Annotated in this window: 20 protein-coding genes and 1 other RNA gene; 5 read left to right on the forward strand and 16 right to left on the reverse strand. The window is 70.6% G+C overall.

Features of this window, described 5'->3' with window-relative positions:
• The first annotated feature begins 1 nt into the window (after position 1).
• Positions 2-1309: an LLM class flavin-dependent oxidoreductase gene (locus EDF51_RS04105; protein WP_132100220.1), complete on the forward strand. Its 1308-nt coding sequence runs from the start codon at positions 2-4 to the stop codon at positions 1307-1309.
• 36 nt (positions 1310-1345) lie between these two features.
• Here EDF51_RS04105 and EDF51_RS04110 read toward each other — a convergent pair whose 3' ends face one another.
• The 8 genes from EDF51_RS04110 to EDF51_RS04145 all read right to left on the reverse strand — a co-directional run bounded on the left by EDF51_RS04110 (position 1346) and on the right by EDF51_RS04145 (position 9236).
• The gene (locus tag EDF51_RS04110; protein WP_207906692.1) at positions 1346-3013 is read right to left on the reverse strand and encodes an APC family permease; all 1668 of its coding nucleotides are present in this window, start codon (positions 3011-3013) and stop codon (positions 1346-1348) included.
• Between the two features lie 129 nt (positions 3014-3142).
• Positions 3143-3952, reverse strand: coding sequence for a hypothetical protein (locus tag EDF51_RS04115; protein WP_133937127.1), 810 nt, complete (start codon positions 3950-3952; stop codon positions 3143-3145).
• A gap of 160 nt (positions 3953-4112) precedes the next feature.
• Positions 4113-4489: a transfer-messenger RNA gene (gene ssrA, locus EDF51_RS04120) on the reverse strand.
• Between the two features lie 101 nt (positions 4490-4590).
• Entirely contained in the window at positions 4591-5067 is a 477-nt protein-coding gene (gene smpB / locus EDF51_RS04125) for an SsrA-binding protein SmpB (protein WP_123294782.1), read from the reverse strand.
• A gap of 89 nt (positions 5068-5156) precedes the next feature.
• A complete protein-coding gene (gene ftsX, locus EDF51_RS04130; protein ID WP_111086440.1) occupies positions 5157-6071 on the reverse strand; it encodes a permease-like cell division protein FtsX in 915 nt (304 codons plus the stop codon).
• Positions 6068-6823 (reverse strand): cell division ATP-binding protein FtsE, encoded by a 756-nt coding sequence (gene ftsE, locus EDF51_RS04135; protein ID WP_111086441.1) that lies wholly within the window; start codon positions 6821-6823, stop codon positions 6068-6070. Before ftsE ends, ftsX begins: the two co-directional genes overlap by 4 nt.
• Positions 6824-6884: 61 nt before the next feature.
• Entirely contained in the window at positions 6885-7994 is a 1110-nt protein-coding gene (prfB, locus tag EDF51_RS04140; RefSeq protein WP_132100217.1) for a peptide chain release factor 2, read from the reverse strand.
• Between the two features lie 60 nt (positions 7995-8054).
• Positions 8055-9236 (reverse strand): cysteine desulfurase family protein, encoded by a 1182-nt coding sequence (locus EDF51_RS04145; RefSeq protein ID WP_132100216.1) that lies wholly within the window; start codon positions 9234-9236, stop codon positions 8055-8057.
• Between the two features lie 59 nt (positions 9237-9295).
• On the opposite strand from EDF51_RS04145, the gene EDF51_RS04150 reads away from it, so the two are divergent.
• The 3 genes from EDF51_RS04150 (at position 9296) to glgB (ending at position 16083) form a co-directional block, all read left to right on the forward strand.
• The gene (locus tag EDF51_RS04150) at positions 9296-11359 is read left to right on the forward strand and encodes an alpha-amylase family glycosyl hydrolase (RefSeq protein WP_132100215.1); all 2064 of its coding nucleotides are present in this window, start codon (positions 9296-9298) and stop codon (positions 11357-11359) included.
• Positions 11360-11530: 171 nt separating this feature from the next.
• Complete coding sequence (locus EDF51_RS04155) at positions 11531-13531, forward strand: alpha-1,4-glucan--maltose-1-phosphate maltosyltransferase (protein ID WP_173168709.1); 2001 nt, start codon at positions 11531-11533, stop codon at positions 13529-13531.
• Positions 13528-16083 (forward strand): 1,4-alpha-glucan branching protein GlgB, encoded by a 2556-nt coding sequence (glgB, locus tag EDF51_RS04160; RefSeq protein WP_207906691.1) that lies wholly within the window; start codon positions 13528-13530, stop codon positions 16081-16083. The genes EDF51_RS04155 and glgB overlap by 4 nt, the downstream gene beginning before the upstream one ends.
• An 89-nt stretch (positions 16084-16172) precedes the next feature.
• On the opposite strand, the gene EDF51_RS04165 is transcribed toward glgB, so the two are convergent.
• Both EDF51_RS04165 and EDF51_RS04170 read right to left on the reverse strand, forming a co-directional pair.
• On the reverse strand, positions 16173-17180 hold the full coding sequence (locus tag EDF51_RS04165; protein WP_132100214.1) for a tetratricopeptide repeat protein: 1008 nt from the start codon (positions 17178-17180) through the stop codon (positions 16173-16175).
• Entirely contained in the window at positions 17177-18919 is a 1743-nt protein-coding gene (locus EDF51_RS04170; RefSeq protein ID WP_134193910.1) for a hypothetical protein, read from the reverse strand. Before EDF51_RS04170 ends, EDF51_RS04165 begins: the two co-directional genes overlap by 4 nt.
• Before the next feature lie 184 nt (positions 18920-19103).
• On the opposite strand from EDF51_RS04170, the gene EDF51_RS04175 reads away from it, so the two are divergent.
• Positions 19104-20942: a hypothetical protein gene (locus EDF51_RS04175; RefSeq protein ID WP_134193912.1), complete on the forward strand. Its 1839-nt coding sequence runs from the start codon at positions 19104-19106 to the stop codon at positions 20940-20942.
• Positions 20943-21033: 91 nt separating this feature from the next.
• On the opposite strand, the gene EDF51_RS04180 is transcribed toward EDF51_RS04175, so the two are convergent.
• The 6 genes from EDF51_RS04180 to frr all read right to left on the reverse strand — a co-directional run bounded on the left by EDF51_RS04180 (position 21034) and on the right by frr (position 25333).
• Positions 21034-21780, reverse strand: a complete 747-nt coding sequence (locus tag EDF51_RS04180; protein ID WP_134193914.1) for an alpha/beta family hydrolase — start codon at positions 21778-21780, stop codon at positions 21034-21036.
• Complete coding sequence (locus tag EDF51_RS04185) at positions 21777-22079, reverse strand: hypothetical protein (RefSeq protein ID WP_235035894.1); 303 nt, start codon at positions 22077-22079, stop codon at positions 21777-21779. The genes EDF51_RS04180 and EDF51_RS04185 overlap by 4 nt, the downstream gene beginning before the upstream one ends.
• Before the next feature lie 12 nt (positions 22080-22091).
• Positions 22092-23069 (reverse strand): lytic transglycosylase domain-containing protein, encoded by a 978-nt coding sequence (locus EDF51_RS20240; RefSeq protein ID WP_243837068.1) that lies wholly within the window; start codon positions 23067-23069, stop codon positions 22092-22094.
• A 60-nt stretch (positions 23070-23129) separates the two neighbouring features.
• Positions 23130-23678 (reverse strand): DivIVA domain-containing protein, encoded by a 549-nt coding sequence (locus tag EDF51_RS04195; RefSeq protein ID WP_111086090.1) that lies wholly within the window; start codon positions 23676-23678, stop codon positions 23130-23132.
• 90 nt (positions 23679-23768) lie between these two features.
• On the reverse strand, positions 23769-24713 hold the full coding sequence (locus tag EDF51_RS04200) for a phosphatidate cytidylyltransferase (RefSeq protein WP_132100211.1): 945 nt from the start codon (positions 24711-24713) through the stop codon (positions 23769-23771).
• A 65-nt stretch (positions 24714-24778) separates the two neighbouring features.
• Positions 24779-25333: a ribosome recycling factor gene (gene frr / locus EDF51_RS04205; RefSeq protein WP_111086089.1), complete on the reverse strand. Its 555-nt coding sequence runs from the start codon at positions 25331-25333 to the stop codon at positions 24779-24781.
• Positions 25334-25378: the final 45 nt, after the last annotated feature.

Genomic DNA, 25378 nt, shown 5'->3' on the forward strand with positions numbered 1-25378 from the left:
GATGGCACGACCGCAACACTTCGGGTACTTCTTCTCGCGCGGGTTCGGCCCGCAGGCGTGGGGGCGCTCGGACTGGGACTGGGGCCACGACTGGACCAAGCCCGACCTGTACCAGCAGTCCGTCCGCACGCTCGAGCACGCCGGCATGGACCTGGTCATCGCCGAGGACGCCATCTCGCTCGGTAACCCGTCGACGCTCGACCTGCGCATCCGCCAGGCGTACGGCGGCCCGAAGCACGACCCGCTGCTGCTCGCGCCGTACCTGTTCGCGGCGACCTCGCACATCGGCATCGCGCCGACCGTGAACGCCGGCTTCACGCCGCCGTACCTGGCCGCACGACAGTTCGCCACACTGGCGCACCTGTCCTCCGAGCGGCTCGGCATCAACGTCGTGACCGACGTCGGCAGTGCCCGGCACGCCGGTCTGCCGCCGCTGCCGCACGACCAGGCGTACGACCGTGCCGAGGAGTGGATCACGCTGCTCCGCCGGCTCTGGGGGTCGTGGGAGTCGTCCGGGTACGTCGGGGACCCCTCCGACTGGCACTTCGCTGACGGCGACGCCCTCGACGCGTTCCACCACGAGGGCGCGTACTTCACCGCCGACGGCCCGCTCAACGCGCTGCCCCTCGACTCGGACCCGGTGGTCGTCTCCCCCGGTGGCTCCGGTCGGGGCCTCGCGTTCGCCGGCACCCACTCGGACGTGCAACTCGCGCTCGCGCCCCTGTCGGCCGCCGCGGTGGCGGACTACCGCGGTCGCGTGATCGCCGCAGCGCAGGCCGCCGGACGCACGGCCGCCGACCTGCGCATCCTGTTCGTCCTCAAGCCCGAGATCGTCTCGTCGTCCGACGAGGCCGACCGGATCGTCGAGGCGTCCCGGCACCCGTCCGACGACGACCTGCGGACCGCGGCGATCGCGTGGTCGAGCGACTCCGAGACGGACCTGCTCGCGCTCGACCTCGACGCGCCCGTGCCGGACGGGACCTTCGGCGACCACGTCTCCGCCGGCACGATCCGCGGGCTGCTCGGCGACACCCCGGACGCCCCGCTGCGCGCGCTCCTGGAACGCAAGGCCCGCAAGGGGCGGGTGTCCTCGCGCGAGGGCTTCGTCGGCACCGCCGACGAGTTCGCCGACTTCATCGAGGAGCTCGGGTCGGACGCCGACAACGACGGCATCATCTTCTCGGGCGACCTGCACCCGGCGCAGATCCACCGGATGTTCGGCGACCTGGTGCCGGTGCTCCGGCGCCGTGGGCTCCTGCGGCGGGAGTACGGCGCCGGGGGCATCCGGGCGAACCTGTTCGACTTCTAGTGGTGGACCGGCTCGACTAATGGTGGACCGGCTCGACTAGTGGTGGACCGGCTCGACCACGCCTGATTCCTCGACGTCACGGACGTCGTCGGCCGTGCGGAGGATCTCCGCACGGTCCGAGGCGGAGTTGATCGCCCAGTAGTAGATCACCAGCGAGAACACCGCGACGACGACGATGTCGATCCACAGCGGGAACACCGGGTGCGTCAGCGGACCGAAGTCGCTGAGGAACACGATGAGCCCCATGCCGATCAGGTACGGCAGCAGCCACTGCGCCGCCTTCCAGTCCCAGCGCGGCCGGACGCTCGAGGCACCGCGGAACACGTTGTTCAGGATGATCACCACGGCACCGATGAGGATCGCGACGCCGAGCTTCCAGTCGGTGTCCCACCCGGTCCACAGGATGATGAGGTTCGCGACGATGAACGCGATCGGTGACAGCACCGCTGCGGCGGGCATCCGGTAGGGGCGCTCGATCTCCGGGATCCGCTTCCGGAACGCACCGAGCGCCAACGGGGCACCGGCGTACATCAGGACCGACGCGCTCGTGATGAGGCTCACCAGCCCCTGCCACGAGGGGAACGGTGCGAAGCACGCGCAACCGACGACGAACGCCGCGACGAGCCCGACCCACGGCACGCCCTGCTTCGTCGTCCACTCGAACGCCTTCGGGAAGTACCCGTTGCGACTGAGTCCGTAGGAGATGCGGCTCGTCGCCGTCACGTAGATCAGCCCGGTCCCCGCGGGCGAGATGATCGCGTCGATGAAGATGACCACCGCCAGCCACGTGATGCCCGCGGCCATCGCGATGTCGGCGAACGGCCCCGTGTACTTCGTGAAGTCGGCGGTGGCCCAGGACCCCTGGATCGCATCCGACCGGAGCACCCCGAGGAACACGACCTGCAGCAGCAGGTAGATCACCAGCCCGATGAGCACCGAGCCGATGACGGCGCGCGGGATGTCCCGCCGCGGGTTCTTCGCTTCACCCGCGAGCTGGTCGGCCTGCTCGAAGCCCAGGAAGGCGAAGATGATGCCGGAGGTGGACACCGCCGCCAGGACCCCCTTGGCACCCTCGGGCATGAAGCCGTCAGCCGCCGTGAAGTTCGAGCCGTGGAACCCGCTGAACGCCAGCACGATGATGACCAGCAGCGGGATGGCGACCTTCCACCACGTCGCCGCCGAGTTCGTGTTCGCGAGGATCCGGACGCTGAGCAGGTTGATCACGGTGACCACCGCCATGAGGACGACGGCGACCGCGATGCCCGCGCCGGTGAGCAGCTGCTGCGTCTCCCCGTCCACCGTCGTCGTGTGCAGCCACGGGTGCGCGAACTGCCAGTGCTGCGCGTACTTGATCATCGCCTCGACCTCGATCGGGGCGACGGTCACGGACTGCAACCAGGAGAACCAGCCGAACGACGCGCCGGCGATGCCACCGAACGCGATGTGCGGGAACCGTGCCGTCCCGCCCGCGATCGGGAACATGCCGCCGAGTTCGGCGTGTACGAGGGCGAGGACGAGGATCGCCACACCACCGATGAGCCACGAGATGATCGCGGCCGGGCCGGCGGTCTTCAGGGCCTCCTGCGACCCGAAGAGCCAACCGGAGCCGATGATCGACCCCGTCGAGGCCCAGATGAGCCCGATGAAGCCCACGTTCCGCTTGAGGCCGGAGTCCGGCAACGCCGGCGTCGTCGTTGTAGCCACTGCTGCTCCCGTCGAGTGAGCGGGCCCCACGAACGGGGGTCGCGCTCATCGACTCTGGCACCGGGACAGCGGCTTGGCCGGATTCTTTAACATGCCGGAAACAATTGTGCTGTATAAGCACTCAGGCTGCTACTTCTTGGACTTCTTCTTCTTGCCGTCGTCCTTCTTGTCCGACTTCTTCTTGTCGGACTTCTTCTTGCCGTCGTCCTTCTTGTCCGACTTCTTCTTGTCGGACTTCTTCTTGCCGTCGCTCTGCTTCTTGGACGGCTTCTCGTCCGACTTCTTCGGCTTCGCTTCCCCCGAAGGCAACGGCAGGACCGGTGCCTGCTCCGGCGACTCGACCCCGTCGATCGGCTCGACGACCACGGCGGAACCCGTGTCCAGCGCGACGTCGACCGCGTGTTCCTCGAGCACGGGCGCGAGCGCGTCCGTCACCCGCTCCACGGTGAGCACCGCGTCGTCCTCGGCGAGCCGCAACAGCGCCTGCGCGGTCCGCACCCGGGTCGTGGTCTTGCGTGCCAGGACGTCGGCGCGCGCACCCTCGAGGAACGTGCGGAGCGTGCGCTCGACGACCGACCGTCCACGCGGTGCAGCGCGGTCCAGGCGGTCCAGCTCACCGGCGACCCCGGCCACGTCATCGGCGACGTGCTCGTGCCGCACCGACTCGATCAGCGCCGCGATCGCTGCTGCACCCCGTTCGACAGCAGCCGAACGCTGGTCGAGCACGACGAGCATCTCGACGACCGAACCGTAGGTGACGGTCTCGAGGCGGACGGGCTCGGCACCCCGGCCGCGGACGACCAGGCGGGCGTCGGGCGTGGGCAGCCAGGCAGCGAGGGCGGCAACCGTGGCGACGGACCCCACGATCCGCTCGTAGTCGGCGAGCACCACTCGCTCCTGCTCGCGCAGACGGACTCGGATCGCGATCTCCTGCACCACGTGGGGGCCTTCCGTTCGGGGTCGGCGCGGGCGTTTCCCTGCGCCTCCTCCGGAGCGTAGTCCCCTGACGTGGCGAGACAGCGAACGCCCCGGCATCGTCCAGGGACGGTGACGGGGCGTTCGTGCAACACGTGGTGACAGCGGCTCGACGACCGGCGAATGGTGGAGATGGGGGGAATCGAACCCCCGTCCATCGCTGCAATTCGACGTCTTCTACGGGCGTATCCGGATAGTTCGTTCTGCTCGGCCCCGTCCTTTGCTACCGGCTTCTAGGACGACGGGCCCAGTCTCAGTGCAAGTCCCGCACGGCCCTGAGGCGCAACCGTGCGGCAAGTCCTCTGGATGACGCCGGGATCAGGTTAGGGGACGGTCACCTGGCCGACGGACTTCATGTGCTGGGCTGCTTACGCAGCGAGAGCGAAGTCAGTGCGCTTGGAATTGGCACTTGTTGTTTTCCACGGATCGTTCACGAGATAACCGTGGGTCCTCGGCCCGCTTCCCGTCGGCACACAGGCAATGTCGAAACCGATCATCCCCATGCGGGCCGGACGTGCGAGCCGCTGTCACGCTGTTGAGTTGTGTTGCGACTACTCCGATCGGAGCAGTCCCTCAGTCTAGCTGACCGAGGTGCGAGGCCGCTACTCGCCGACGCGGTTCTTCGTGCGCATGGCCCGCTCGGCCTCACGCTTGTCGGTCTTCTCCCGCATGGCCTGACGCTTGTCGAACTCGCGCTTGCCCTTGGCGACCGCGATCTCGATCTTGGCGCGACCGTCGTGGAAGTAGATCTGCAGCGGCACGAGGGTGTAGCCGCCCTGGGCCGTCTTGTGCGAGATCTTCACGATCTGCTGCTTGTGGAGGAGCAGCTTGCGCTTGCGCCGAGGTGCGTGGTTGTTCCACGTGCCCTCGGTGTACTCGGGGATGTGCACGGCATCGATCCAGGCTTCGCCCCGGTCGATGTAGGCGTACCCGTCGACCAACGAGGCGCGTCCCATGCGCAGGGACTTCACCTCGGTGCCGGACAGGACCATGCCGGCCTCGTACGTGTCCTCGATGAGGTAGTCGTGTCGGGCGCGACGGTTCGTCGCGACGATCTTCTCACCGCGTTCCTTCGCCATGACGACTCCTCTCGTACCGGGCACTGCGCTGCGCAGCCCTACAGACTACCCAACAGCAGGCGCCGCACGCACCTTCCCGGCGCGGCGGATCAGACCTTGAGGTAGCGGCGGATGGCGATCGACGCCGACACCGCGGCGAGCAACACCCCGATGACGATCACCGACGGCACCACGATGGCCGCATCCCCCATGCCGATGAAGGCTGTGCCGGTGAAGCGCTCGGCCAGGAAGTTCCGGACGAAGAACCACACCACCGCGGTGATGGCACCACCCGCCAGGACGGCTCCGATGGCGGCGGCGATCACCCCCTCGAGCACGAACGGCGTCTGGATGAACCGGTTCGACGCACCGACCAGCCGCATGATGCCGAGCTCTCGCCTGCGACTGAAGGCGGACAACCGGATCGTGGTCGCGATGAGGAGCACGGCCGCGACGAGCATGAGCGCCGCGATGCCGATCGCCGTGTACGACGACGCGTTGAGCAGGTTGAAGATCGGTTGCAGGTAGCCGCGTTGGTCGACGACGCTCTGCACACCGGCGACCTTCGACAGGCTCTCGACGAGGACGTCGGCCTGCGACGGGTTCTTCAGGTTCACCCAGAACGTCTCGTTCAGGTACTCGGGCTTGACGAACTCGGTCGCCGCGGAGTCCTTGAACTGCTCCTTGAAGCGGGTGAACGCCTGGTCCTGGTCCTCGTAGTACGTCTTCTCGATGTACGGCTTGAGGGTGGACGACTCGAGCTGGGCCTGGACCTGCTTCCGCTGGTCCTCGGTGGCCTTGGCACCCGTGCAGTTGCCGGTGGTGTCGGTGTCGGTGCACAGGTAGACGGCGACCTGCGCCCGGTCGTACCAGTACCCCTTCATCTGGTTGATCTGCATCTGGAGCAGGATCGCTGTCCCGACGAAGGTGAGCGAGATGAAGGTCACGAGGACGACGGAGACGACCATCGACGCGTTGCGCCGCAGGCCCGAGCCGACCTCGGACATGACGAGCCCGAGCCTCATCGGATGAGCCCCGGGATGGTCTGGATGCCGGTGGTGTTCGACACGGTGCCGCGCTGGATCGGGACCGCCTGGGTCTGGTAGCCGCCGGACTGCTCGTCACGGAGGACCGTGCCGTTCGACAGCTCGATGACCCGACGCTGCATCTGGTTCACGATGCTGGCGTCGTGGGTCGCCATGAGCACGGTGGTGCCTCCCTGGTTGATGCGTTCGAGGAGCGCCATGATGCCGGCGGACGTGGTGGGGTCCAGGTTGCCGGTGGGCTCGTCGGCCAGCAGGATCGCCGGTTTGTTGACGACGGCGCGGGCGATCGCCACGCGCTGCTGCTCACCACCGGAGAGCTCGTGCGGCATGCGGGTCGCCTTGCCCGCGAGTCCGACGAGCTTCAGCACGTCGGTGACGGCCTCGCTGATGAAGCCCTTGCTCTTGCCGATCACCTGCAGCGAGAACGCGACGTTGTCGAAGACGTTCTTGTTGGGCAGGAGTCGGAAGTCCTGGAACACGACGCCGAGGTTGCGCCGGAAGTACGGGACCTTCCGCGACGCCAGGGACCCGAGGCGCTGCCCGAGCACGTGGATCTGGCCGCGGGAGGGCTTCTCCTCCTTGAGCACGAGGCGCAGGAAGCTGGACTTGCCGGAACCCGAGGCGCCCACGAGGAACACGAACTCGCCCTTGAGGATCTCGAGGGTGAGGTTGTCGAGCGCCGGACTCGGGTTGCCCGAGTAGACCTTGGTGACCTGGTCGAATTTGATCATGACCGGATCAGGGTAGGTCGCCCCGCTTGGAAAGCAAGCGAGGCGCGCGGCTCACGAACCCCTACGCGTCGACGGATTGCTTGCGCCAGCGGATGCCGGCGTTGATGAAGCCGTCCAGGTCGCCGTCGAACACGGCTGAGGGGTTGTTCACCTCGTGCTCGCTCCGCAGGTCCTTGACCATCTGGTACGGCGCCAGCACGTAGGACCGGATCTGGTCGCCCCAGCTCGCCGTGATGTTGCCGGCGAGTTCCTTCTTCTTCGCGTTCTCCTCTTCCTTCTTCAGGAGGAGCAGGCGCGACTGCAGCACGCGCATGGCGGCCGCACGGTTCTGGATCTGCGACTTCTCGTTCTGCATCGAGACGACGGTGCCGGTCGGGATGTGCGTCAGGCGCACCGCGGAGTCGGTCGTGTTGACGGACTGCCCGCCGGGGCCCGACGAACGGAAGACGTCGACGCGGATGTCGTTCTCGGGGATGTCGATGACCATCGTCTCCGGCATGAGCGGGATGACCTCGACCGCGGCGAACGAGGTCTGCCGCTTGCCCGCTGCGCCGAACGGCGACATGCGCACGAGTCGGTGGGTGCCGGCCTCGATCGACAGGGTGCCGAAGGCGTGGGGCGCGTCGACCTCGAACGTGGCGGACTTGATGCCCGCTTCTTCGGCGTAGGACGTCTCCATCACGGTGGTCTTGAAGCCGTGCTGTTCGGCGTACCGCAGGTACATGCGCATGAGCATCTCGGCGAAGTCCGCGGCGTCGACGCCACCGGCCCCGGCGCGGATGGTGATCACGGCGGGGCGGTCGTCGTACTCGCCGTCGAGGAGCGTCTGCACCTCGAGGTCGCCCATGGTCTTCTGGACCGCCTTGAGCTCGGCGACGGCTTCGTCGGCCGAGTCCTGGTCATCGCCCTCGTTCGCCATCTCGACCAGCACCTCGAGGTCGTCGATGCGTCGCTCGGTGTCGGTGATCTTCTTGAGCTCCGACTGCCGGTGCGAGAGCGCGCTCGTCACCTGCTGCGCGTGCTCGACGTCGTCCCAGAGGTCCTGGGCGCCCGCCTGCTCGCTGAGGTCGGCGATCTCACGCTGCAGGCGGTCGACGTCGACCACCGAGCGGATGTTGCCGAAGGTCTCTCGGAGGGCGGAGAGCTGCTCGGTGAAGTCCAGTTCGACCATGGTCACCGATCCTACCGGCGCGGCAGGCCGGTCGGCGTCGCACCCGCGCCGGCGGGCGCGCTACCGCCCCAGCAACGGCTCCCGTGACGCCATGCCCGCAGCCCCGGCCCGCGCGACCGCGTCCGGCAGCGCCGCCAGGAAGGCGTCGACGTCCGCATCGGTCGAGGTGTGTCCGAGCGTGATCCGGAGCGCGCCGCGGGCGTCCTGCTCCGACAGGCCCATCGCGAGCAGCACGTGCGACGCCTCGGGCACACCGGCCTGGCACGCGGATCCGGTCGAGACGGCGACCCCGGCCGCGTCGAGCAGGAACAGCAGCGAGTCGCCCTCGCAGCCCGGGAACGTGAAGTGCGCGTTGCCGGGCAGCCGGTCGTCGGGGTCCCCCATCAGCACGGCGGACGGCACGGCCGCACGGACTCCGGCGACGAGCCGGTCGCGCAGGGCGACGAGCGACGGGTGCGGCATCGGCTCGGCGGCGACCATCGTGGCCGCGACGCCGAACGAGGCCGCAGCGGGGGCGTCCTGGGTGCCGCTCCGCACCTGGCGCTGCTGCCCGCCGCCGTGGATGAGGGGCTCGACGGTGGCCTTCCGCCCGAGCACCAGCGCACCGATGCCGACCGGTCCGCCGACCTTGTGCGCGGAGACACTCAGGGCGTCGAGGCCGGACGCGGCGAACGACACCGGCACCTGGCCGTAGGCGGCGACGGCGTCGCTGTGCACGGGCACGCCAGCGGCGTGCGCCAGCTCCACGATCCGTGCCACGGGCTGGATGGTGCCCACCTCGTTGTTCGCCCACAGGAACGTGACCAGGGCGACGTCGTCGGCGGAGGCGAGCCGTGCCTCCAGTCCGACGAGGTCGACGCGACCCTGCGCGTCCAACGGGACCACGTCGATGACGGCCCCCTCGTGCGTCTCCAACCAGGTCAGGGTGTCGACGGTGGCGTGGTGCTCGCCACCCGGCACGACGATGCGGGGGCGGGCACGGTCGCGTTGCCGGGCCCAGAACAGGCCCTTCACGGCGAGGTTGATGCTCTCCGTGCCGCCGGAGGTGAAGACGACCTCGACGGTGTCGGCGTCGAGCGACCGGGCGACCGCGGCGCGACCGTCCTCGAGCAGCATCTTGGCGCGCTGCCCGGCGCTGTGGATCGACGACGGGTTGCCGACGGTGCCGAGCGCATCGGTGAACGCGGCGAGCGCCTCCGGCAGGATCGGCGTCGTCGCGGCGTGGTCGAGGTAGACCGGCATCTGCACCCCCTGGAACGAGCGGTGTCCAGGATACGCGCCGGTCCTCGTACCCTTGTCGGGTGCACGAGACAGCGATCGACCACACCCCGGGGTTCGACCTCGGGGCCGACGTCCCGCGGTTCTCCCTGCGGTCCGCCACCGCCACGGCCGTCGTCGTGGTCGTCGAGCGAGCGGACGGGCAGCCGGTCCGGTACCCGCTCGAGCGGCTGCCGGCGACCGACCTGTGGACGGCCGAGACCCCCGGCGCCGCCCCGGGTGACCGGTACCACCTGCTCGTCGACGGGCCCGTCGGACCGCGGAACGAGTTCGACCCGACACGGCCCCTGCTCGACCCGTACGCCCGCGGCATCGCCCCGACCGGACTCGGCACGCCCCGCTGGACGAGCGTCGTCGTGGACGACGCCTTCGACTGGGGCGGCGTCGTCAAGCCCACGGTCCCGCTCGACCGCGCCGTGGTCTACGAGGCGAACGTCCGCACCCTGACCGCCGCGAACCCGCACCTGCCGGAGCACCTGCGCGGCACGTACGCCGGGGTGGCGCACGAGAGCACCATCGCGCACCTGCACCGGATCGGTGTCACGACGCTCGAGCTCCTGCCGGTGCACGCGTTCGACACCGAGAACTGGTTGCGGGACGCCGGCCGCGAGAACGCCTGGGGCTACAACACCCTCGGGTTCTTCGCGCCGCACGCCGCGCACGCTTCCGCACCCGCACGGGCCGAGGGCGCGTCCGCGGTCCTGCGCGAGTTCAAGGGCATGGTCCGGCTGCTGCACGAAGCGGGCATCCAGGTGGTGCTCGACGTCGTCTACAACCACACGGCGGAAGAGGGCCTCGGCGGGCCCACCACCAGCCTGCGCGGCATCGACGGTGCGGAGCGGTACCGGTGGACCCAGGCCGCGCCGCCGTTCCGGGACACCTACTACGACACCACCGGCTGCGGGAACACCCTGGACACCTCGGTGGAGTCCACGGCGGACCTGATCGTCGACAGCCTGGTCTACTGGGCGCGCGAGGTGCAGGTCGACGGCTTCCGCTTCGACCTGATGGCCGCGCTCGCCCGCGACGCCCACCACGTCTTCGATCCGCAGCACCCCCTGCTCGAGCGGATCCGGAACCACCCCGACCTGCAGGACACCCTGGTCATCGCCGAACCGTGGGACGTCGGACCCGACGGTTGGAAGACCGGCTCGTTCGGGGCGGCCGGCGACCGGACCAGTGAGTGGAACGACGGCTTCCGCAACACGGTCCGCCAGTTCTGGCTGACGGACATCGCCGAGGAACGCCGCAACGGCATGCCCCGCACCGGCATCGGCGCCCTCGCCGGCGCCCTGACCGGCTCGCGCCACGTCTTCGGTGCCGACCGCGGTCCGCTCGCGAGCGTCAACTTCGTCACCGCCCACGACGGCTTCACGCTGCTCGACCTGGTGTCGTACGACGGCAAGCACAACGAGGCGAACGGCGAGGAGAACCGCGACGGTTCGAACGACAACCGCTCGTTCAACCACGGCATCGAGGGCGACACCGCCGACCGCGGCGTCCGGGCAGCGCGCGGCCGGTCGATGCGGAACCTCGCGGCGACGCTGCTGCTCTCCGCCGGCGTGCCGATGCTCACCGCGGGTGACGAGCGGAGCCGCACGCAGCACGGCAACAACAACGCGTACGTCGTGTCCGACGACCTCACCCCGGTGGACTGGTCCGACGACGAGGACGCCGAGTCGATGACCGAGGCCGTCGCCGCGCTCGCCCGGTTCCGGCAGGCGCACCCCGCACTCCGGCCGACGCGCTTCGGCGTCGAGGGGCAGGAGACCCCGGGTGCCTCGCGGATGTCCTGGTACGGGCCGGACGGGCACCCGATGACCATCGAGGGCTGGGACCAGCCGGTGCACCGCGTCCTGCAGTACTTCGCCGAGTCGACGCCCGAGCACGAGCCGTACGACCGCGTGCTGGTCGTGGTGCACGGCAGCGGGCGCACCCGTGACCTGACGCTGCCGGTGCGCGAGGACGTGCTCGGCTACCGCCTCGCGTGGTCGAGCGAGAAGCACCGTGACCACGAGCGGCTCCGCCCCGCCGGTCAGGTGTTCACCGCGTACGGCCCCGGCATCCACCTGTTCGAGCCGGCGTAGCGCGCGATCCGGCCCGCGCCCGGCACGTGACCAGCGGGCGGACGGGAGGCCCGTGGCGGCCCCGCCACGGGCCTCCCGTCCGGTTCCTCCACAGGTCCACGGCGCGCCCGACCGCCCACAGCGGGCGGATTCCGGGGAACGCGGAGGCGCTCGCCGGGTAGCGTCGGCTCCGTGGCCACCGCAGACCGACCCCGCCGACCGAAGATCGGGCGCATCCCGATCACCGAGCTCGCCCCGAGGACGCCGAACGGGTTCCCCGGCAAGGCGTTCGACGGCGAGGTGATCACGTTCGGTGCGACCGTCTTCCGAGAAGGACACGGCATCATCGGCGCCGACCTCGTCCTCGAACGCCCGGACGGGGGCACCAGGACCGTCCCCCTGGCCCTCGGCGCGCCCGGGACCGACCGGTACGAGGCGACCGTCCAGGTCGACCACGTCGGCGTCTGGACCTGGCACGTCGAGTCCTACTCCGACGACTGGGCCACGTGGCTGCACGCCGCGCGGCTGAAGATCGCGGCCGGGGTGGACACCGAGGCGACGCTCCTCGACGGCGCCCTGCTGCTCGACCGGCTCGCCGACGAGACCGACTCCCCCGCCGCCACCCGTGCGGCAGCCAAGGTGCGCGACACCGACCTCGACCCGGCCGAGCGCCTGGCCGCCGTCGACGACCCGCGCATCGTGGCCGAGGTCGAGGAAGCCCCGCTCACCTCGCTCCGGACGCACTCCCCGACGCAGCTGCTCGACGTCGAACGCACCCGTGCCGGGGTCGGCGCCTGGTACGAGTTCTTCCCCCGCAGCGAAGGCGCGAAGAAGAACCCGGACGGCTCGTGGAAGAGCGGCGACTTCCGGACCTCGGCCCGTCGTCTGCCCGCCGTCGCCCGGATGGGCTTCGATGTCGTCTACCTGCCGCCGATCCACCCGATCGGCACGACCGCGCGCAAGGGGCCGAACAACACGCTCACCCCGGGGCCGCACGACCCCGGCAGCCCCTGGGCGATCGGCTCCCCCGAGGGCGGGCACGACGCGATCCACCCCGACCTCGGGTCCGAGGACGACTTCCGCGACTTCGTCGAGACCGCCAAGAACACCGGCATGGAAGTGGCGCTCGACTTCGCGCTGCAGTGCTCCCCCGACCACCCCTGGGTCACCGAGCACCCGAACTGGTTCACGCAGCGCGCCGACGGCTCGATCGCCACGGCCGAGAACCCGCCGAAGCGGTACCAGGACATCTACCCGATCCAGTTCGACTCCGACCCCGAGGGCCTGGTCGCCGAGGTCCTGCGCGTCCTGCGGCACTGGATCGACTTCGGCATCCGGATCTTCCGGGTCGACAACCCGCACACCAAGCCGCTCTGGTTCTGGGAGCGCGTCATCCGCGAAGTCCGCGACGAGCACCCGGACACCGTGTTCCTGGCCGAGGCGTTCACCCGGCCGGCGATGATGCGCGCACTGGCCGAGGTCGGGTTCCAGCAGTCGTACTCGTACTTCACGTGGCGGAACACGAAGGAAGAGATCGAGTCCTACTTCGAGGAGCTGTCGCACGAGACGAGCGACTACCTGCGCCCGAACCTGTTCGTGAACACACCGGACATCCTCACCGAGTACCTGCAGTTCGGCGGTCGCGCCGGCTACAAGGTTCGTGCCGCGCTCGCTGCGACGGGCGCCCCGACGTGGGGCATGTACTCCGGGTACGAGCTGTTCGAGGACGTCGCCCGACCCGGCTCGGAAGAGAACATCGACAACGAAAAGTACGAGTACAAGCCGCGTGACTTCGCCCTGGCTGAGGCCGAGGGCGCGTCGCTCGCCCCGTACGTGACGATGCTCAACCGGCTCCGTGCCGCGCACCCCGCGCTCCGCCAGCTGCGGAACCTGCACGTGCACGCCGCCGACGACCCGGCGACCGTCGTGTACTCGAAGCACCTGTCCGGCGAGTTCATCCGCTCCGGGCACGCCGACACCGTGATCGTCGTCGCGAACGTCGACCCGCACTCGGCGCGTGAGACCACCGTGCACCTGGACCTCGCTGCGCTCGGCCTGCCGGCCGACAGCCGGTTCGACGTCCGTGACGTCGTGACCGGGCAGCGCTGGGTCTGGGGCGCGTCGAACTACGTCCGCCTGGACGCGTTCCAGGAACCCGTGCACCTGCTCGTCGTGGAAGGACTGCACCGATGACGAACGACCCGACCGCACCCCAGCCGACCCCGCCGTCGCGCCGCGGCCCTGCCGTACCGCCGGTCCCGCCCCCGCCGCCGCCCGTGCCCGCGCGGACACCGTCCGACGCGAAGCCGGAGCCGCGCTACGAGCCGCGGGTCTCCGCCCCCGACGAGGACCTGCCAGGCGCTCCCGCTGCACCGCGCGAGGCGCCCGACCGCGGGGTCGCCGAGTCCGCCACGCTGGCGGGGCACCCCGCCGACGCGACGCACCCGCGGGTACCGTCCGTCGACGCCGTCGCGTCCTCGGGCGCTCCGACCGGAGGCCCGTCCACCGTCGCGCCGTCGACCGCCCTCCCGACGCCGCCGGCTCCCGAGCCCGCCACCGCCGACAGCACGGGCCCGCGCCCGGCTCCGGTCGAGCAGTGGCTGCGCCAACAGGTCGCCGAGGGCCGCTGGTCCCAGCCCCACGACGTCCTCGGCCCGCACGCCGTCGACGGTGGCACGAGCGTCCGCGTGGTGCGCCATCTGGCGCAGGCGGTCCGGCTCGTCCGGCTCGACGGCGACGACGTCGAGCTGACCCACGAGGGCGACGGTCTCTGGGCCGGTGCCACCGCCGAGGAGCTCGGGCGCTACCGGGTCGAGGCCGACTACGACTTCGACGAGTCCTCGGAAGAGGACGACGCCACCTGGACGACCGACGACGCGTACCGGTTCGCCCCGACGCTCGGCGAGCTCGACCTGCACCTGTTCGGTGAGGGCCGCGACGAGCAGCTCTGGCACCACCTCGGCGCGCACGTCCGCACGATCGACGGCGTCGACGGCGTCGCGTTCTCCGTGTGGGCACCCCGAGCGACCGCCGTCCGCGTCATCGGCGACTTCGAGGGCTGGGAAGGCCGCACCACCGCGATGCGCCGCCTGAGCGACCTCGGTGTCTGGGAGCTGTTCTGGCCCGGAGCCGTCGCGGGGCAGCGGTACAAGTTCCAGATCCTCACCGACTCCGGCTGGGTCGAGCGCGCGGACCCGTTCGCCCGCGAGGCCGAGATCGCCCCGGCCACCGCCTCGGTCATCACCGAGTCGAGCTACACGTGGTCCGACGGCGACCGTGCCTGGATGGAACGCCGCGCGGAGACGACCACGCACGACCAGCCGATGAGCGTCTACGAGGTCCACCTCGGCTCGTGGCGCCCCGGGCTGTCGTACCGCGAGGTCGCCGACCAGCTCATCGGGCACGTGCAGTACACGGGCTTCACGCACGTGGAGTTCCTGCCGCTCGCCGAGCACCCGTTCGGCGGCTCGTGGGGCTACCAGGTCACCGGGTACTACGCCCCGACCGCACGCTACGGCTCCCCCGACGACCTGCGGTACCTGATCGACCGCCTGCACTCCGCCGGCATCGGCGTGATCATGGACTGGGTCCCCGGACACTTCCCGAAGGACGAGTGGGCACTCGGACGCTTCGACGGCCACGCGCTGTTCGAGCACCCGGACCCCCGCCGCGGCGAGCAGCTCGACTGGGGCACCTACGTGTTCGACTTCGGGCAGCCGCAGGTCCGGAACTTCCTGGTCGCCAACGCCCTGTACTGGCTCGAGGAGTTCCACATCGACGGCCTGCGCGTCGACGCCGTCGCCTCGATCCTGTACCTCGACTACTCCCGCACCGACTGGCTGCCGAACATCCACGGCGGCCGCGAGAACCTGGACGCCGTCGCGTTCCTGCAGGAGACGAACGCCACCGCCTACAAGCGCTACCCGGGCATCGTCATGATCGCCGAGGAGAGCACCTCGTGGCCCGGCGTGACCCAGCCGACCAGCGCCGGTGGTCTCGGGTTCGGCCAGAAGTGGAACATGGGCTGGATGCACGACTCGCTCGAGTACGTGCAGCGCGACCCCGCGTACCGCAGCTACCACCACGACGAGATCACGTTCTCGCTCGTCTACGCCTTCAGTGAGCAGTTCACCCTGCCGATCAGCCACGACGAGGTCGTGCACGGCAAGGGTTCCCTCTACGGCAAGATGCCCGGCGACGAGTGGCAGAAGCTCGCGAACGTCCGGGCCTACCTGGCGTTCATGTGGGCGCACCCCGGCAAGCAGCTGCTCTTCATGGGGCAGGAGTTCGCCCAGCCCGCAGAGTGGTCCGAGGCGAAGGGGCTCGACTGGTGGCTCCTCGACCAGCCCGGGCACCGCGGCGTGCAGGACCTCGTCGCCGCCCTGAACCGGGTCTACAAGGACACGCCCGCGCTCTGGACGCACGACAGCACGGCCGACGGCTTCGAGTGGATCGAGGGCGGCGACGCACCCCACTCGACGCTCGGGTTCCTGCGCAAGGACGGCGACGACCGGCTGGCGGTGTTCGTGAACTTCTCGGGCGTGCCCGTGGAGCGTCGGTTCGGCCTGCCGAGCGCCGGCGAGTGGCACGAGGTGCTCAACACCGACGCCGCGGAGTACGGCGGCTCCGGTGTCGGCAACCTCGGAGTCGTCACCGCCGAGGACACCCCGTGGGCCGGCCGCCCCGCATCGGCGCACCTCGTGGTGCCGCCGCTCGGGGCCGTCTGGCTCAAGCTCGAGCGCTAGCTGTGGCCCGCGTCCTGGACGCGGCCGCAGACGGACGGGAGGCCCGGTGCCAGCTGGCACCGGGCCTCCCGTTCGTCGGTTGCGGACCGCTAGTACAGCGCGCTCGCCAAGCGACGGCGGGCCGCGACGACGCGCGGGTCGTCGGTCCCGATGAGCTCGAAGTACTCGACCAGGCGGACGCGCAGGGCCTCACGGTCCTCGCCGAACACCGTCGGCACCAGGTCGAGCAGGCGCCCGAAGGCGTCCTCGACGTGGCCACCTGAGATGTCGAGGTCGGCGACCGCGAGCTGCGCCTGGACGTCCTTCGGACCCGCACCGGCGGCGGCACGGATGTCGTCGGCGGTGTGGCCGTTCAGCCGGTCCAGGAGCGACACCTGCGCGAGCCCCGCGACGGCCATCTGGTCGTGCGGGTCCTGCAGGATCGCGGTCTTGTACTCGGTGATCGCCGTGGCGTAGTCGCCCTGCTCGATCGCGTCGTACGCGGCCTGGTGGTGCGGCGGCAGCGCTTCCGGCTCCGGCTCGCCCTGCTCGGCGGTGTCGTCCGGCGGAGCGGCACCGTCCACGGTGACGCGACCGGAGACGCCGTTCTGCTCGGCTGCCTGGAGCACCTGCTCGTAGACGTCGCGGACCTGCGCCTCGGGCAGCGCGCCGACGAAGAGCCCGAGCGGGCGTCCGCCGATCAGCGCGGCCACGGTCGGGATCGACTGCGCCTGGAACGCCTGCACGAGCTGCGGGTTCGTGTCGGCGTCCACCTTGGCGAGCAGCACGCGCCCGCCGTACTCGGCGGTCAGCTGCTCGAGGATCGGCGAGAGCTGCTTGCACGGCCCGCACCACTCGGCCCAGATGTCGACGATCACCGGCACCACGGACGACAGCTCCAGGACGTCCTGGAACGTGTCGTCGGTGACGTCGAGCACGAGCGACGGGACGGTCAGGTCGCCGCCGGTCTCGGTGCCCGGCGCTGCTGCACCGGTCGGGCTTCCCGCCTGCGCCGGAGCACCGGCAGGCGGCTGGGGCGGCCGCTGTGCGCGGTCGACGAGGGACGACAGGTCCACGGCTCCGCGGAGCCCGGACGGGGTCGGGGGGATGTTGCTCATTGCACCTCACTCGCTGCGGTCAGGCCCTGCGTGAACCCGAGCAGGACCACTTTGTCATCCGAGGCGACCGGCGGCACGTAGAAGAGCAGCTGGACGCCGTACGTGGCGCTGATGCCCTTCTTGCTCGTGTCGACCCCGGACAGTGCCCTGACGGCACCCTCGGTGTTGACCTCGGCGCCGGAGGCGGTCGGGGTCACCTTCTCGATCTCGTTGAGGTCGGCGGAGACGAGCGCGCCGGCGTCGTCGGTCGCGATCGCGACGGCGGAGTCCTCCGGGGTCTCGGACGAGTACTCGATCTTCGCCGTGTCCGGCAGGGACTTCGCCTTCTTGTCCTTGTACGCCTTGCCGATGGTGGTGCGGAGGCCGTCACCCTCGGTGGCGAACAGGTCGGCGTACTCGCTCTTCGAGTCCTTGGACAGGATGTCGCCGTAGGCGGTCGCGACCTGGTCCGGGGCGATCGCGAGCAGCTTCGACTGCGGAGCCAGGAGCGCCGCGCCGATCGACGTCGGCGCGAGGCTCGGGATCTTGGCGTCGGCCTCGAGCGAGACGTCGTAGGCGACCTTGTACGGGTCGCGCGCGGTGTCCTGCACGAGCGTCAGGGCCTGCGGTGCCGACTTGGCGTCGCAGTCCTCGGCGACGATCACGAACACCGTGCGCGGCCACGTGTCGGTCTGCTGGGGCAACGCGACGCACACCTGACCGGCCGAGATCGCCGGCGGTGCCTTGGCGTCGGAGTCCTTGCCGCGGATGGAGTAGTTCGCCAGGCGCAGGTCGAGCGCGGCACCGGTGAAGCGGGTCTTCGCCAGGTCACGGTCACGGGCGCCGTCGGACTGCTTCGCCACCGTGGCGATCCGCTCGACGACCCGGGTGATCTGCTGCTTGGTCGCCGCCGTGGGCTCGGTGGTCTCCGCCGCGCCGGTCGCGCTGGCCGTGGGGGTCGGGGTCGCGAGCGAGGGGTCCCCGCCCTGCGGCCAGTAGTCGGAGGAGCAGCCGGCCAGGGCGAGCGTGCCGACGAGCACCACGGGGACCGCGATGAACGCGCGCGATCCACGGCGGCCCCGCGTCGGGACCTGTGCACCGGCGGCGGCGGCACGGCGCGAGGCCCGCACGCGCGGCGGTCGGGTGCCACCGCTGCGACGACGCGGCCCACGACCGCGGCGCTGGTGCAGGAACGCCAGGACCAGCAGCACGATGCCGCCGAGTGCGAAGACGCCACCGGCGACCAGCAGGGGGCCGACGGACGGCGTCGCGGTGTCCTTCGGCCAGGTGACCGAGACGTCGCTCGGGGCGGCGGCGGTGCCGTCGCTGACGATGAGGACCGAGACGTCCTGCGGCAGACGGACCGTGAACTGCCCGGAGCCGTCGTACTCCTGGTACCAGAGGTCACTGCCCTTCGGCGACGGGACGGACGCCTCGGAGCCGGTGGTCTTGCCCACCAGCTTCGCGCTCTCGGCGTCGAACCGGAGCGTGGTGTGCTCGGCGTCACCGACCCACGCGTCGACGTCGGCCGTCTTGCCGTACGCCGCGAAGACCTTGCCGGAGCCGGACACGTTGATGCGCTGGTAGCCGGGGTTCGCGTTGAGCGTCGACCCGGGGATCACGGTGACCGGAGCAGAGCTGGTGGTCGAGCTGTCCGCGACGAGCGAGGACGGCGGAGCGAACACGGTCCGCTGTCCGACCGCCAACGCGACGAGCAGCAGGCCGATGACGAAACTGACGATCGCCAGGACGAATCGCACGAACACTCTCCCTACCGCGCCGGGGTGGGGATGTCGGCGCGCGAATCAGCGACTCAGGATAGCGAGCATGGCTGAGCAGCGCATCCATCCGGGCTGTCGTCGGACTCAGACGACCCCGTCGGGCCACCACTACACTCGACCGCGGGCCGGATCGGGCCCTCCGCCGAGCACCCAGGAGCGACACGTGGCGAACGACGAGGCAGAGTTCGGGACCGAGCTGCGCGGGTACCGCCGCGACGACGTCGACCGCTCACTGAACGACCTGCGCCGTGAGCTCATCAAGTCGAACACCGACCGTGCCGACGCCGCGAAGGAGATCCGTCTCCTGCAGTCCCGCGTCTCCGAGCTCCAGGGCGAACTCGACGAGGCCGGCACCCCCACCTACAGCGGCCTGGGCACGCGACTCGAGTCGACCCTGCGCGTGGCAGAGGAGCAGTCCACCCGTCTCATCAGCCAGGCGGACATCGACGCGCAGCGCCTGCGGGCGTCGAGCCGGGCCGAGGCCGACCGCACCGTTCGCGAGGCACAGGCAGAAGCCCGCGACACCCTCGAGGACGCGCGCACCCGCTCCACCAACGAACTCACCCGTGCTCGTGCCGAGGCCGCCGACACCGTCGAGCGTGCCCGTGCCGAAGCCGGCCTGCTGACCCAGGACGCCCGCAACGAGGCCGCCGCCATCCGGGGTGCCGCGGTGACCGAGGCCGCCGAGGTCCGCTCCGTCGCCATCCGTGAGACGAACGCCCTGCGCGCCCAGGTCGAGCACGAGGTCGCCGAGCTGCGCGAGATCGCCCAGCGCGAGTCGGCCGACTCCCGCACCGCCGCAGCCGACCTCGACCGCGAGACCGAGCACCGGCGCTCGGTGTTCGAGGCCGACCACGCCCGCCGGGTCGAGGACCTCGACCACGAGGAGTCGACCCGCCGTCAGGCACTCGAGCGCGAGGTCGCCGAGGGGCGTGCTGCGTGGCACCGGGAGCGCGACGAGCAGCAGCAGGCGCACACCCTGGCGATCGAGACCGGCCGCGCCGAGCTGCAGGCCGAGGTCGACCGACGTCGCGCCGAGATCGACGGCGAGTTCGCCGACCGCCGCCGGGTCGTGGACGAGGAACTCGCCGCCGCCCGTGCCGAGTGGGACCGGGAGCTCGCCTCGGCGCGCACCGCCCTGGCACAGGAGGCCGAAGCGTCGCGTGCGCAGCTGCGCGTCGACGAGGAACAGACGCGCGTCGAGAACGAGCGCCTCGTGCAGGAGACCGCCGACCGCATCGCACGCGAGCTCGAGGAGCACGACACCCGCATCGAGCGGGAGCGCGCCGAGGCCGACGCCGCCGCCGAACGCGCGGACCGCGAGCACGAGAACGCGCTCGCCGCCCGCCGCGAACGCGAGCACGCCGAGGTCGACACCGAGATCGCCGACCGTCGCTCCGCCGAACTCGACACCCTCGAGTCCGAGCGCACCGCCCTCCGTCAGGAGATCGACACCGCGCGCGCCGACCTGGCGAAGGAACGTGACGAGGCCCGTGCCGAGGTCGCCCGCGAGCGTGACGAGGCCCGCACGACGCTCGAGTCCGAGCTCGCCTCACGCCGGGACGACGCCGAGCAGGACTACCTGCAGAAGCACCACGAGACCGTCACCGAGACGCAGAAGTACCTCGACGAGGCGAACCTGCAGCTCGCCGAGGCCACGCGCCGTGCCACCGAGGCCCGTGAGCGCGCCGAGCGGCTCCAGCAGGAAGCCGACGACCTCGAGCGCACCAGCACCGCCGACGCGCAGGAGCACGCCCGCACCATCGTCGCCGATGCCCAGGACCGCGTGCACCGGATGGTCTCCGATGCCGAGGAGCGCACGGCTGCCATCACCGCCGAGGCCGAGGACCGACTGTCGGCGATCCGCACCGAGCGCGAGGCCGTTGCGGGCTACCTGGAGAACCTGCGCGGCGTGCTCACGCACGCGACCGGCCTGCTGGGGACCGCACCCGGTACTGCGCCCGGAGCGGCCGACGACGCAGTGGACGCGACCGAACGCTGACGCGAGCCGACCAGGAGGCGCGGGTCGCGCCTCCCGGTCGGCCCACCGCACCGAAGTGGGCACGTACCGTGCGTCGGACCGGCGAGTGCCGTCAGACCGGCCAGTGCGTCGGCAGCGGCGCGCTGCCCGGCACGACGAGGTCGGCGACGGCGTCGAGGACGATCCGGACGTACCGCTCCCCCACCCACAGGTGCTTCGCGCCCTCGATCGGGACGACCCGGACGTTCGGGGCGACGGCGAACCGGGCAATCGCTTCGTCGGGCTGCAGGAAGTCGTCGTGCTCGGGCACCAGGGCCACCACCGGGACGTCCACGGCTGCCCAGCGCGCGAGCTCGTCCGCCGTGGTGCGGTGCAGCGGCGGCGAGAGCAGGACCGCGCCCGCCACGGTGCCGGCCTCGACGTGTTCCAGCGCGTGCTTGAGGATCACCTCGGTACCGAAGGACCACCCGACCAACCACGGCGTCGGCAGACCACGGTCGACCACCTCGGCGACGGCGGATCGCAGGTCGAAGCCCTCGGAGACACCCTCGCCGAACACGCCCTCGGACGTGCCGCGTGGTGACGTCACCGACCGGAAGTTGAAGCGCAGGACCGCGATGTCCGCCAGCGCCGGCAGACGTGCGGCGGCCTTCTTGAGCACGTGCGAGTCCATGAAGCCGTGCGCGGTCGGCAGTGGGTGCAGCGTCACGACGGTGCCCCGTGCCGGGCGCGACTCCGGTTCGGCGAGCTCCCCGACCAGGGTGAGGTGGTCGTCGGTGACGAGCTCGACGTCGGTGCGGCGGGCGGGCAACTGCGTGGCGGAGCGGATCTCGCCGTCGGGCTCGGTGTGCTCGCTCATGCAATGCTCCAGCAGTGGTTGTGCCAGTGTCGGCGTGATGCCAGGTCGGCAGCGTCGCCGAGGACCCCGTCGGAACGCCAGACCACCACGTGTGCGGTGCCGGGCAGGACCGTACCGCCGCACCCGGGGCAGACGTACTCCTTCTGCGCCGAGGCCGCGGAGACGGGCTGGACGAGGTACTCCCGCCCGCGACGCACCTCGGTGCGCTTCCACGAGCTCATCAGCCGATCGAGGCCGGTGTCCTCGTCAGGCTCGACGTCGCGACCACGGGGACGCCGCGGCCGGTTGCTGCGCGGCACCCCAACTGCCGATCAGTACCAGTTGTTGGCCTGGCTGTGGCCCCAGGCGCCGCAGGGCGTGCCGTAGACCCCGGAGATGTAGTTGAGACCCCACGTGATCTGCGTCGCGGGGTTCGTCTGCCAGTCGGCACCGGCGGTCGCCATCTTGCTGCCCGGGAGCGCCTGCGGGATGCCGTACGCACCGCTGGGGTTGTAGGCGTTCACCCGCCAGCCGGACTCCTTGTTCCACAGCGAGACGAGGCAGTTGTACTGGTCGGTGCCCCAACCCCGGGCCGTGACGAGCTGCAGGGCGATGGCCTGTGCGCTGCCCGCGTCGGGCGTCGCGGCCACGGCGGCCAGCGTGTTCGCGGCGGAGACGCTCTCGGTCTCGGTCGCGGCGGCGTCGGTCGTGTCGTCGGTGGTGGCGTCGTCGGCTTCTTCCTCGACGACCGGCTTGACGACCTTGGGCGCCGGCACGGTCACGCCGTAGCCGTCACGGTCGGCAGCGGCGTCGCCGTAGGTGCCGTGCGCGGTGTACTGCTGCGGGGCCTGCGGCGTCTTCACGAGCACCGGGGTGTCGACCGCGGCCTGCGCGACGTCGGCCTGGAGCGGGTTGAAGAGCGACGCACCGACGAAGAGGAAGACCCCGACGAACGAGAACGCCGGAACCGAGGAACGCTTCCGTGCGAAGGCGTTGACCGCGGCGGCTGCGCCACGGCTCGGCTGCTGCGCCGTCGCGGTGCGCTGCTTCGCGGCACGCGGGTCCACCCGGGCCGCGGGGGCCTCGTGCGCGAACGCGGCGATGCGTTCGTCGGACACGCGGTTCGCTGCGACGGACTTCGGCGTCGCGACGGGACCGGTCTCCGGCAGGACCTGCGGGTTCGCCGGGAGCACCGAGGTGTCCGCCGTACGGGTTCGGTTCAGTGCCGCGCGGCGCTCACCCGAAGCCTGGAGGCTGAGGTGCTCGCGGGGATCGCGGTCGGAGCTGTGGTCTGCCGTGTGCCTGCCCATGAGTAGGACCAGGGTAACGGAACGATCACGGAAAGCGAAGCACCTGGGTGCAGCGCGTCGTCAGCGGACGGCGAGCATGACCTCGACGACGGCGTCGAGCAGCGCGTCCACCTGGCCCTCGCGGTAGCCGCCGTGCTTCGGGCGGAACACGATCGACCGCACCTCGGTGAGGCTCAGCGGCTTGCCCTCGCGGAAGTAGCCACCGAGGCGGGCCGCGAACGCGTCGACGTCCTTCGGGTGGTAGCCGGTGCCGAGCACGCTCACCCGGTTGAACCGCTGTCCGTCCGGGCGCTCGAGGCGGGCCACGACGTCGGAGGCCTTCGTGCGGGCCTCGGCGTACCAGGCCTTCTGTCCGGCGTCGCCGATCTCCCGCTCGCGCTCCCGGGCCGCGAAGGCGTCCTCGAGGCGCTCCAGCGCTGCGTCGACGTGCGAGGTGGAGTAGCCGCCCTTGCGCATCGAGAACGCGGTGGCGCGGATCTTCGCAGCCTCGATGCCGGGGGCGCTGTCGTCGGCGGAGTACGCACGACGGGCGTCCTCGAGGAAACGCTCGACTTCGTCGACGTCGTATCCGAGGGCGGAGCGGGCTGCGGTCGGGAAGGTGGTGGCCACGGCGTCATTCTGCCAGTCCCGACCCGTGGCACAACCTGGACGCGCTGAGGGCGGCGCTCAGGGTGGGCCGACGAGGTCGATCGAGGTCGGTCAGTGGTTGACGATCAGGTACAGCACGTAGGCGACGGCAGCCGACGGCAGGATGCTGTCGATGCGGTCGAGCAGTCCGCCGTGCCCGGGCAGGAAGGACGAGATGTCCTTGATGCCGAGGTCGCGCTTGATCATCGACTCGGTGAGGTCGCCCAGGGTCGCCGACCCGGAGATCAGCACGCCGAGCACGACGCCGGTCCACCAGGGCAGGCCGAGCATGAGCCAGGCGACCAGGATGCCGACGATGATGCTCGCTGCGACCGATCCGGCGAAGCCCTCCCACGTCTTCTTCGGGCTGATCCGCGGCGCCATCGGGTGCTTGCCGAGGTTCAACCCGGTGGCGTAGGCACCGGTGTCGACAGCGACGACGACCAGGATGAAGCCGATCACCCACAGGTTGCCCTGCGACTGCGCGGAGAGCAGGACGACACAGGCGCCGAGCAGCGAGATGTACGCCTGCACGAACAGGCCGTTCGTGACGTCGCGGAACACGTCGCCGGCCGACGGCTTCTGCCGCGAGAGCGCGACCTCGATCAGACGCCAGAGGCTGATCAGGACGATGCCACCGAGCAGTGTGAAGAGTGCCGCGACCTGCCCGAGCAGGAACGCCGCCGGCACGATCGCGATCGCGACGGCGACGCTCGGGATCCGCGGGACGTCCCGGCCCGCGAAGCGCATGGCGCTCGTGAGCTCGTAGACGCCCACGCCGAGCAGGAACGCCGCCACGACCATGAACGACGGTGGCCAGATGAGGAGCGTGCCGAGCATGACGACGGCGAACGCGAGCGCGATGCCGATCGCCGCCGGCAGGTTGCGCCCGGTGCGCGCCGTCAGGGCCTCGTTGCGCGCACCGAAGTCGGCCTTGCGCTGCCGGAGCTGCGCCTCGAAGTCGGTGCGGGCCGCTCGGGCACGCGCATCGAAGTCCTGGCGGAGCCCCTTCTTCACGGGCCCGGTGTGGTCGGGTCCGTGCTCTGCTGTGGGGCGTTCACCGCCCTGGTCCGGGCGGCGCATCAGACCTCGAGGAGTTCGGCTTCCTTCTTCTTCAGCGACTCGTCGATCTGGTCGACGTGCTTCTTCGTCAGGGCCTCGAGGTCCTTGTCGCCGCGCGAGATCTCGTCGTCCGAGATCTCACCTTTGAGCGCGTCGAGGTCGTCCTTGGCCTTGCGGCGGATGTTCCGGATGACGACCTTGTGGTCCTCGCCCTTCGTCCGCACGAGCTTGACGAACTCCTTGCGGCGGTCCTTGGTGAGCTCCGGGATCGTCACGCGGACGATGTCGCCGTCGTTCGTCGGGCTGGCGCCGAGGTTCGGGAACGTCGCGATGGCGCGCTCGATCTCCTTGAGCGCCGTCTTGTCGTACGGCGTCACGATGAGCGTGCGGGCCTCGGGCGTCTGCAGCGACGCGAGCTGCGCGAGCGGCGTCGGCGTGCCGTAGTACTCGACCGGGATCTTCTGGAAGAGCGCCGCGTTGATGCGGCCGGTGCGGACGGTCGAGAAGTCGTCCTTGGCGACCTCGACAGCCTTCGCCATCTTCTCGGTGGCTTCGGTCAGGACATCACTGATCACGGTGTTACTCCTTCGGTACTGGCGTCGAGTCTAGTCAGCGGTGCG

Origin of the sequence: Curtobacterium sp. PhB25 (assembly GCF_004365375.1) — a bacterium.
In the GTDB taxonomy this organism is placed as follows: domain Bacteria; phylum Actinomycetota; class Actinomycetes; order Actinomycetales; family Microbacteriaceae; genus Curtobacterium.

Excerpts from the sequence above, each read along its gene's own strand:
- smpB (WP_123294782.1), bottom strand. The coding sequence starts at position 5,067 with ATGGCGAAGGAACGCGGTGAGAAGATCGTCGCGACGAACCGTCGCGCC.
- prfB (WP_132100217.1), bottom strand. The coding sequence starts at position 7,994 with ATGGTCGAACTGGACTTCACCGAGCAGCTCTCCGCCCTCCGAGAGACC.
- EDF51_RS20240 (WP_243837068.1), bottom strand. The coding sequence starts at position 23,069 with ATGGGCAGGCACACGGCAGACCACAGCTCCGACCGCGATCCCCGCGAG.
- EDF51_RS04180 (WP_134193914.1), bottom strand. The coding sequence starts at position 21,780 with ATGAGCGAGCACACCGAGCCCGACGGCGAGATCCGCTCCGCCACGCAG.
- ftsE (WP_111086441.1), bottom strand. The coding sequence starts at position 6,823 with ATGATCAAATTCGACCAGGTCACCAAGGTCTACTCGGGCAACCCGAGT.
- EDF51_RS04165 (WP_132100214.1), bottom strand. The coding sequence starts at position 17,180 with ATGAGCAACATCCCCCCGACCCCGTCCGGGCTCCGCGGAGCCGTGGAC.
- glgB (WP_207906691.1), top strand. The coding sequence starts at position 13,528 with ATGACGAACGACCCGACCGCACCCCAGCCGACCCCGCCGTCGCGCCGC.
- EDF51_RS04105 (WP_132100220.1), top strand. The coding sequence starts at position 2 with ATGGCACGACCGCAACACTTCGGGTACTTCTTCTCGCGCGGGTTCGGC.
- EDF51_RS04145 (WP_132100216.1), bottom strand. The coding sequence starts at position 9,236 with ATGCCGGTCTACCTCGACCACGCCGCGACGACGCCGATCCTGCCGGAG.
- ftsX (WP_111086440.1), bottom strand. The coding sequence starts at position 6,071 with ATGAGGCTCGGGCTCGTCATGTCCGAGGTCGGCTCGGGCCTGCGGCGC.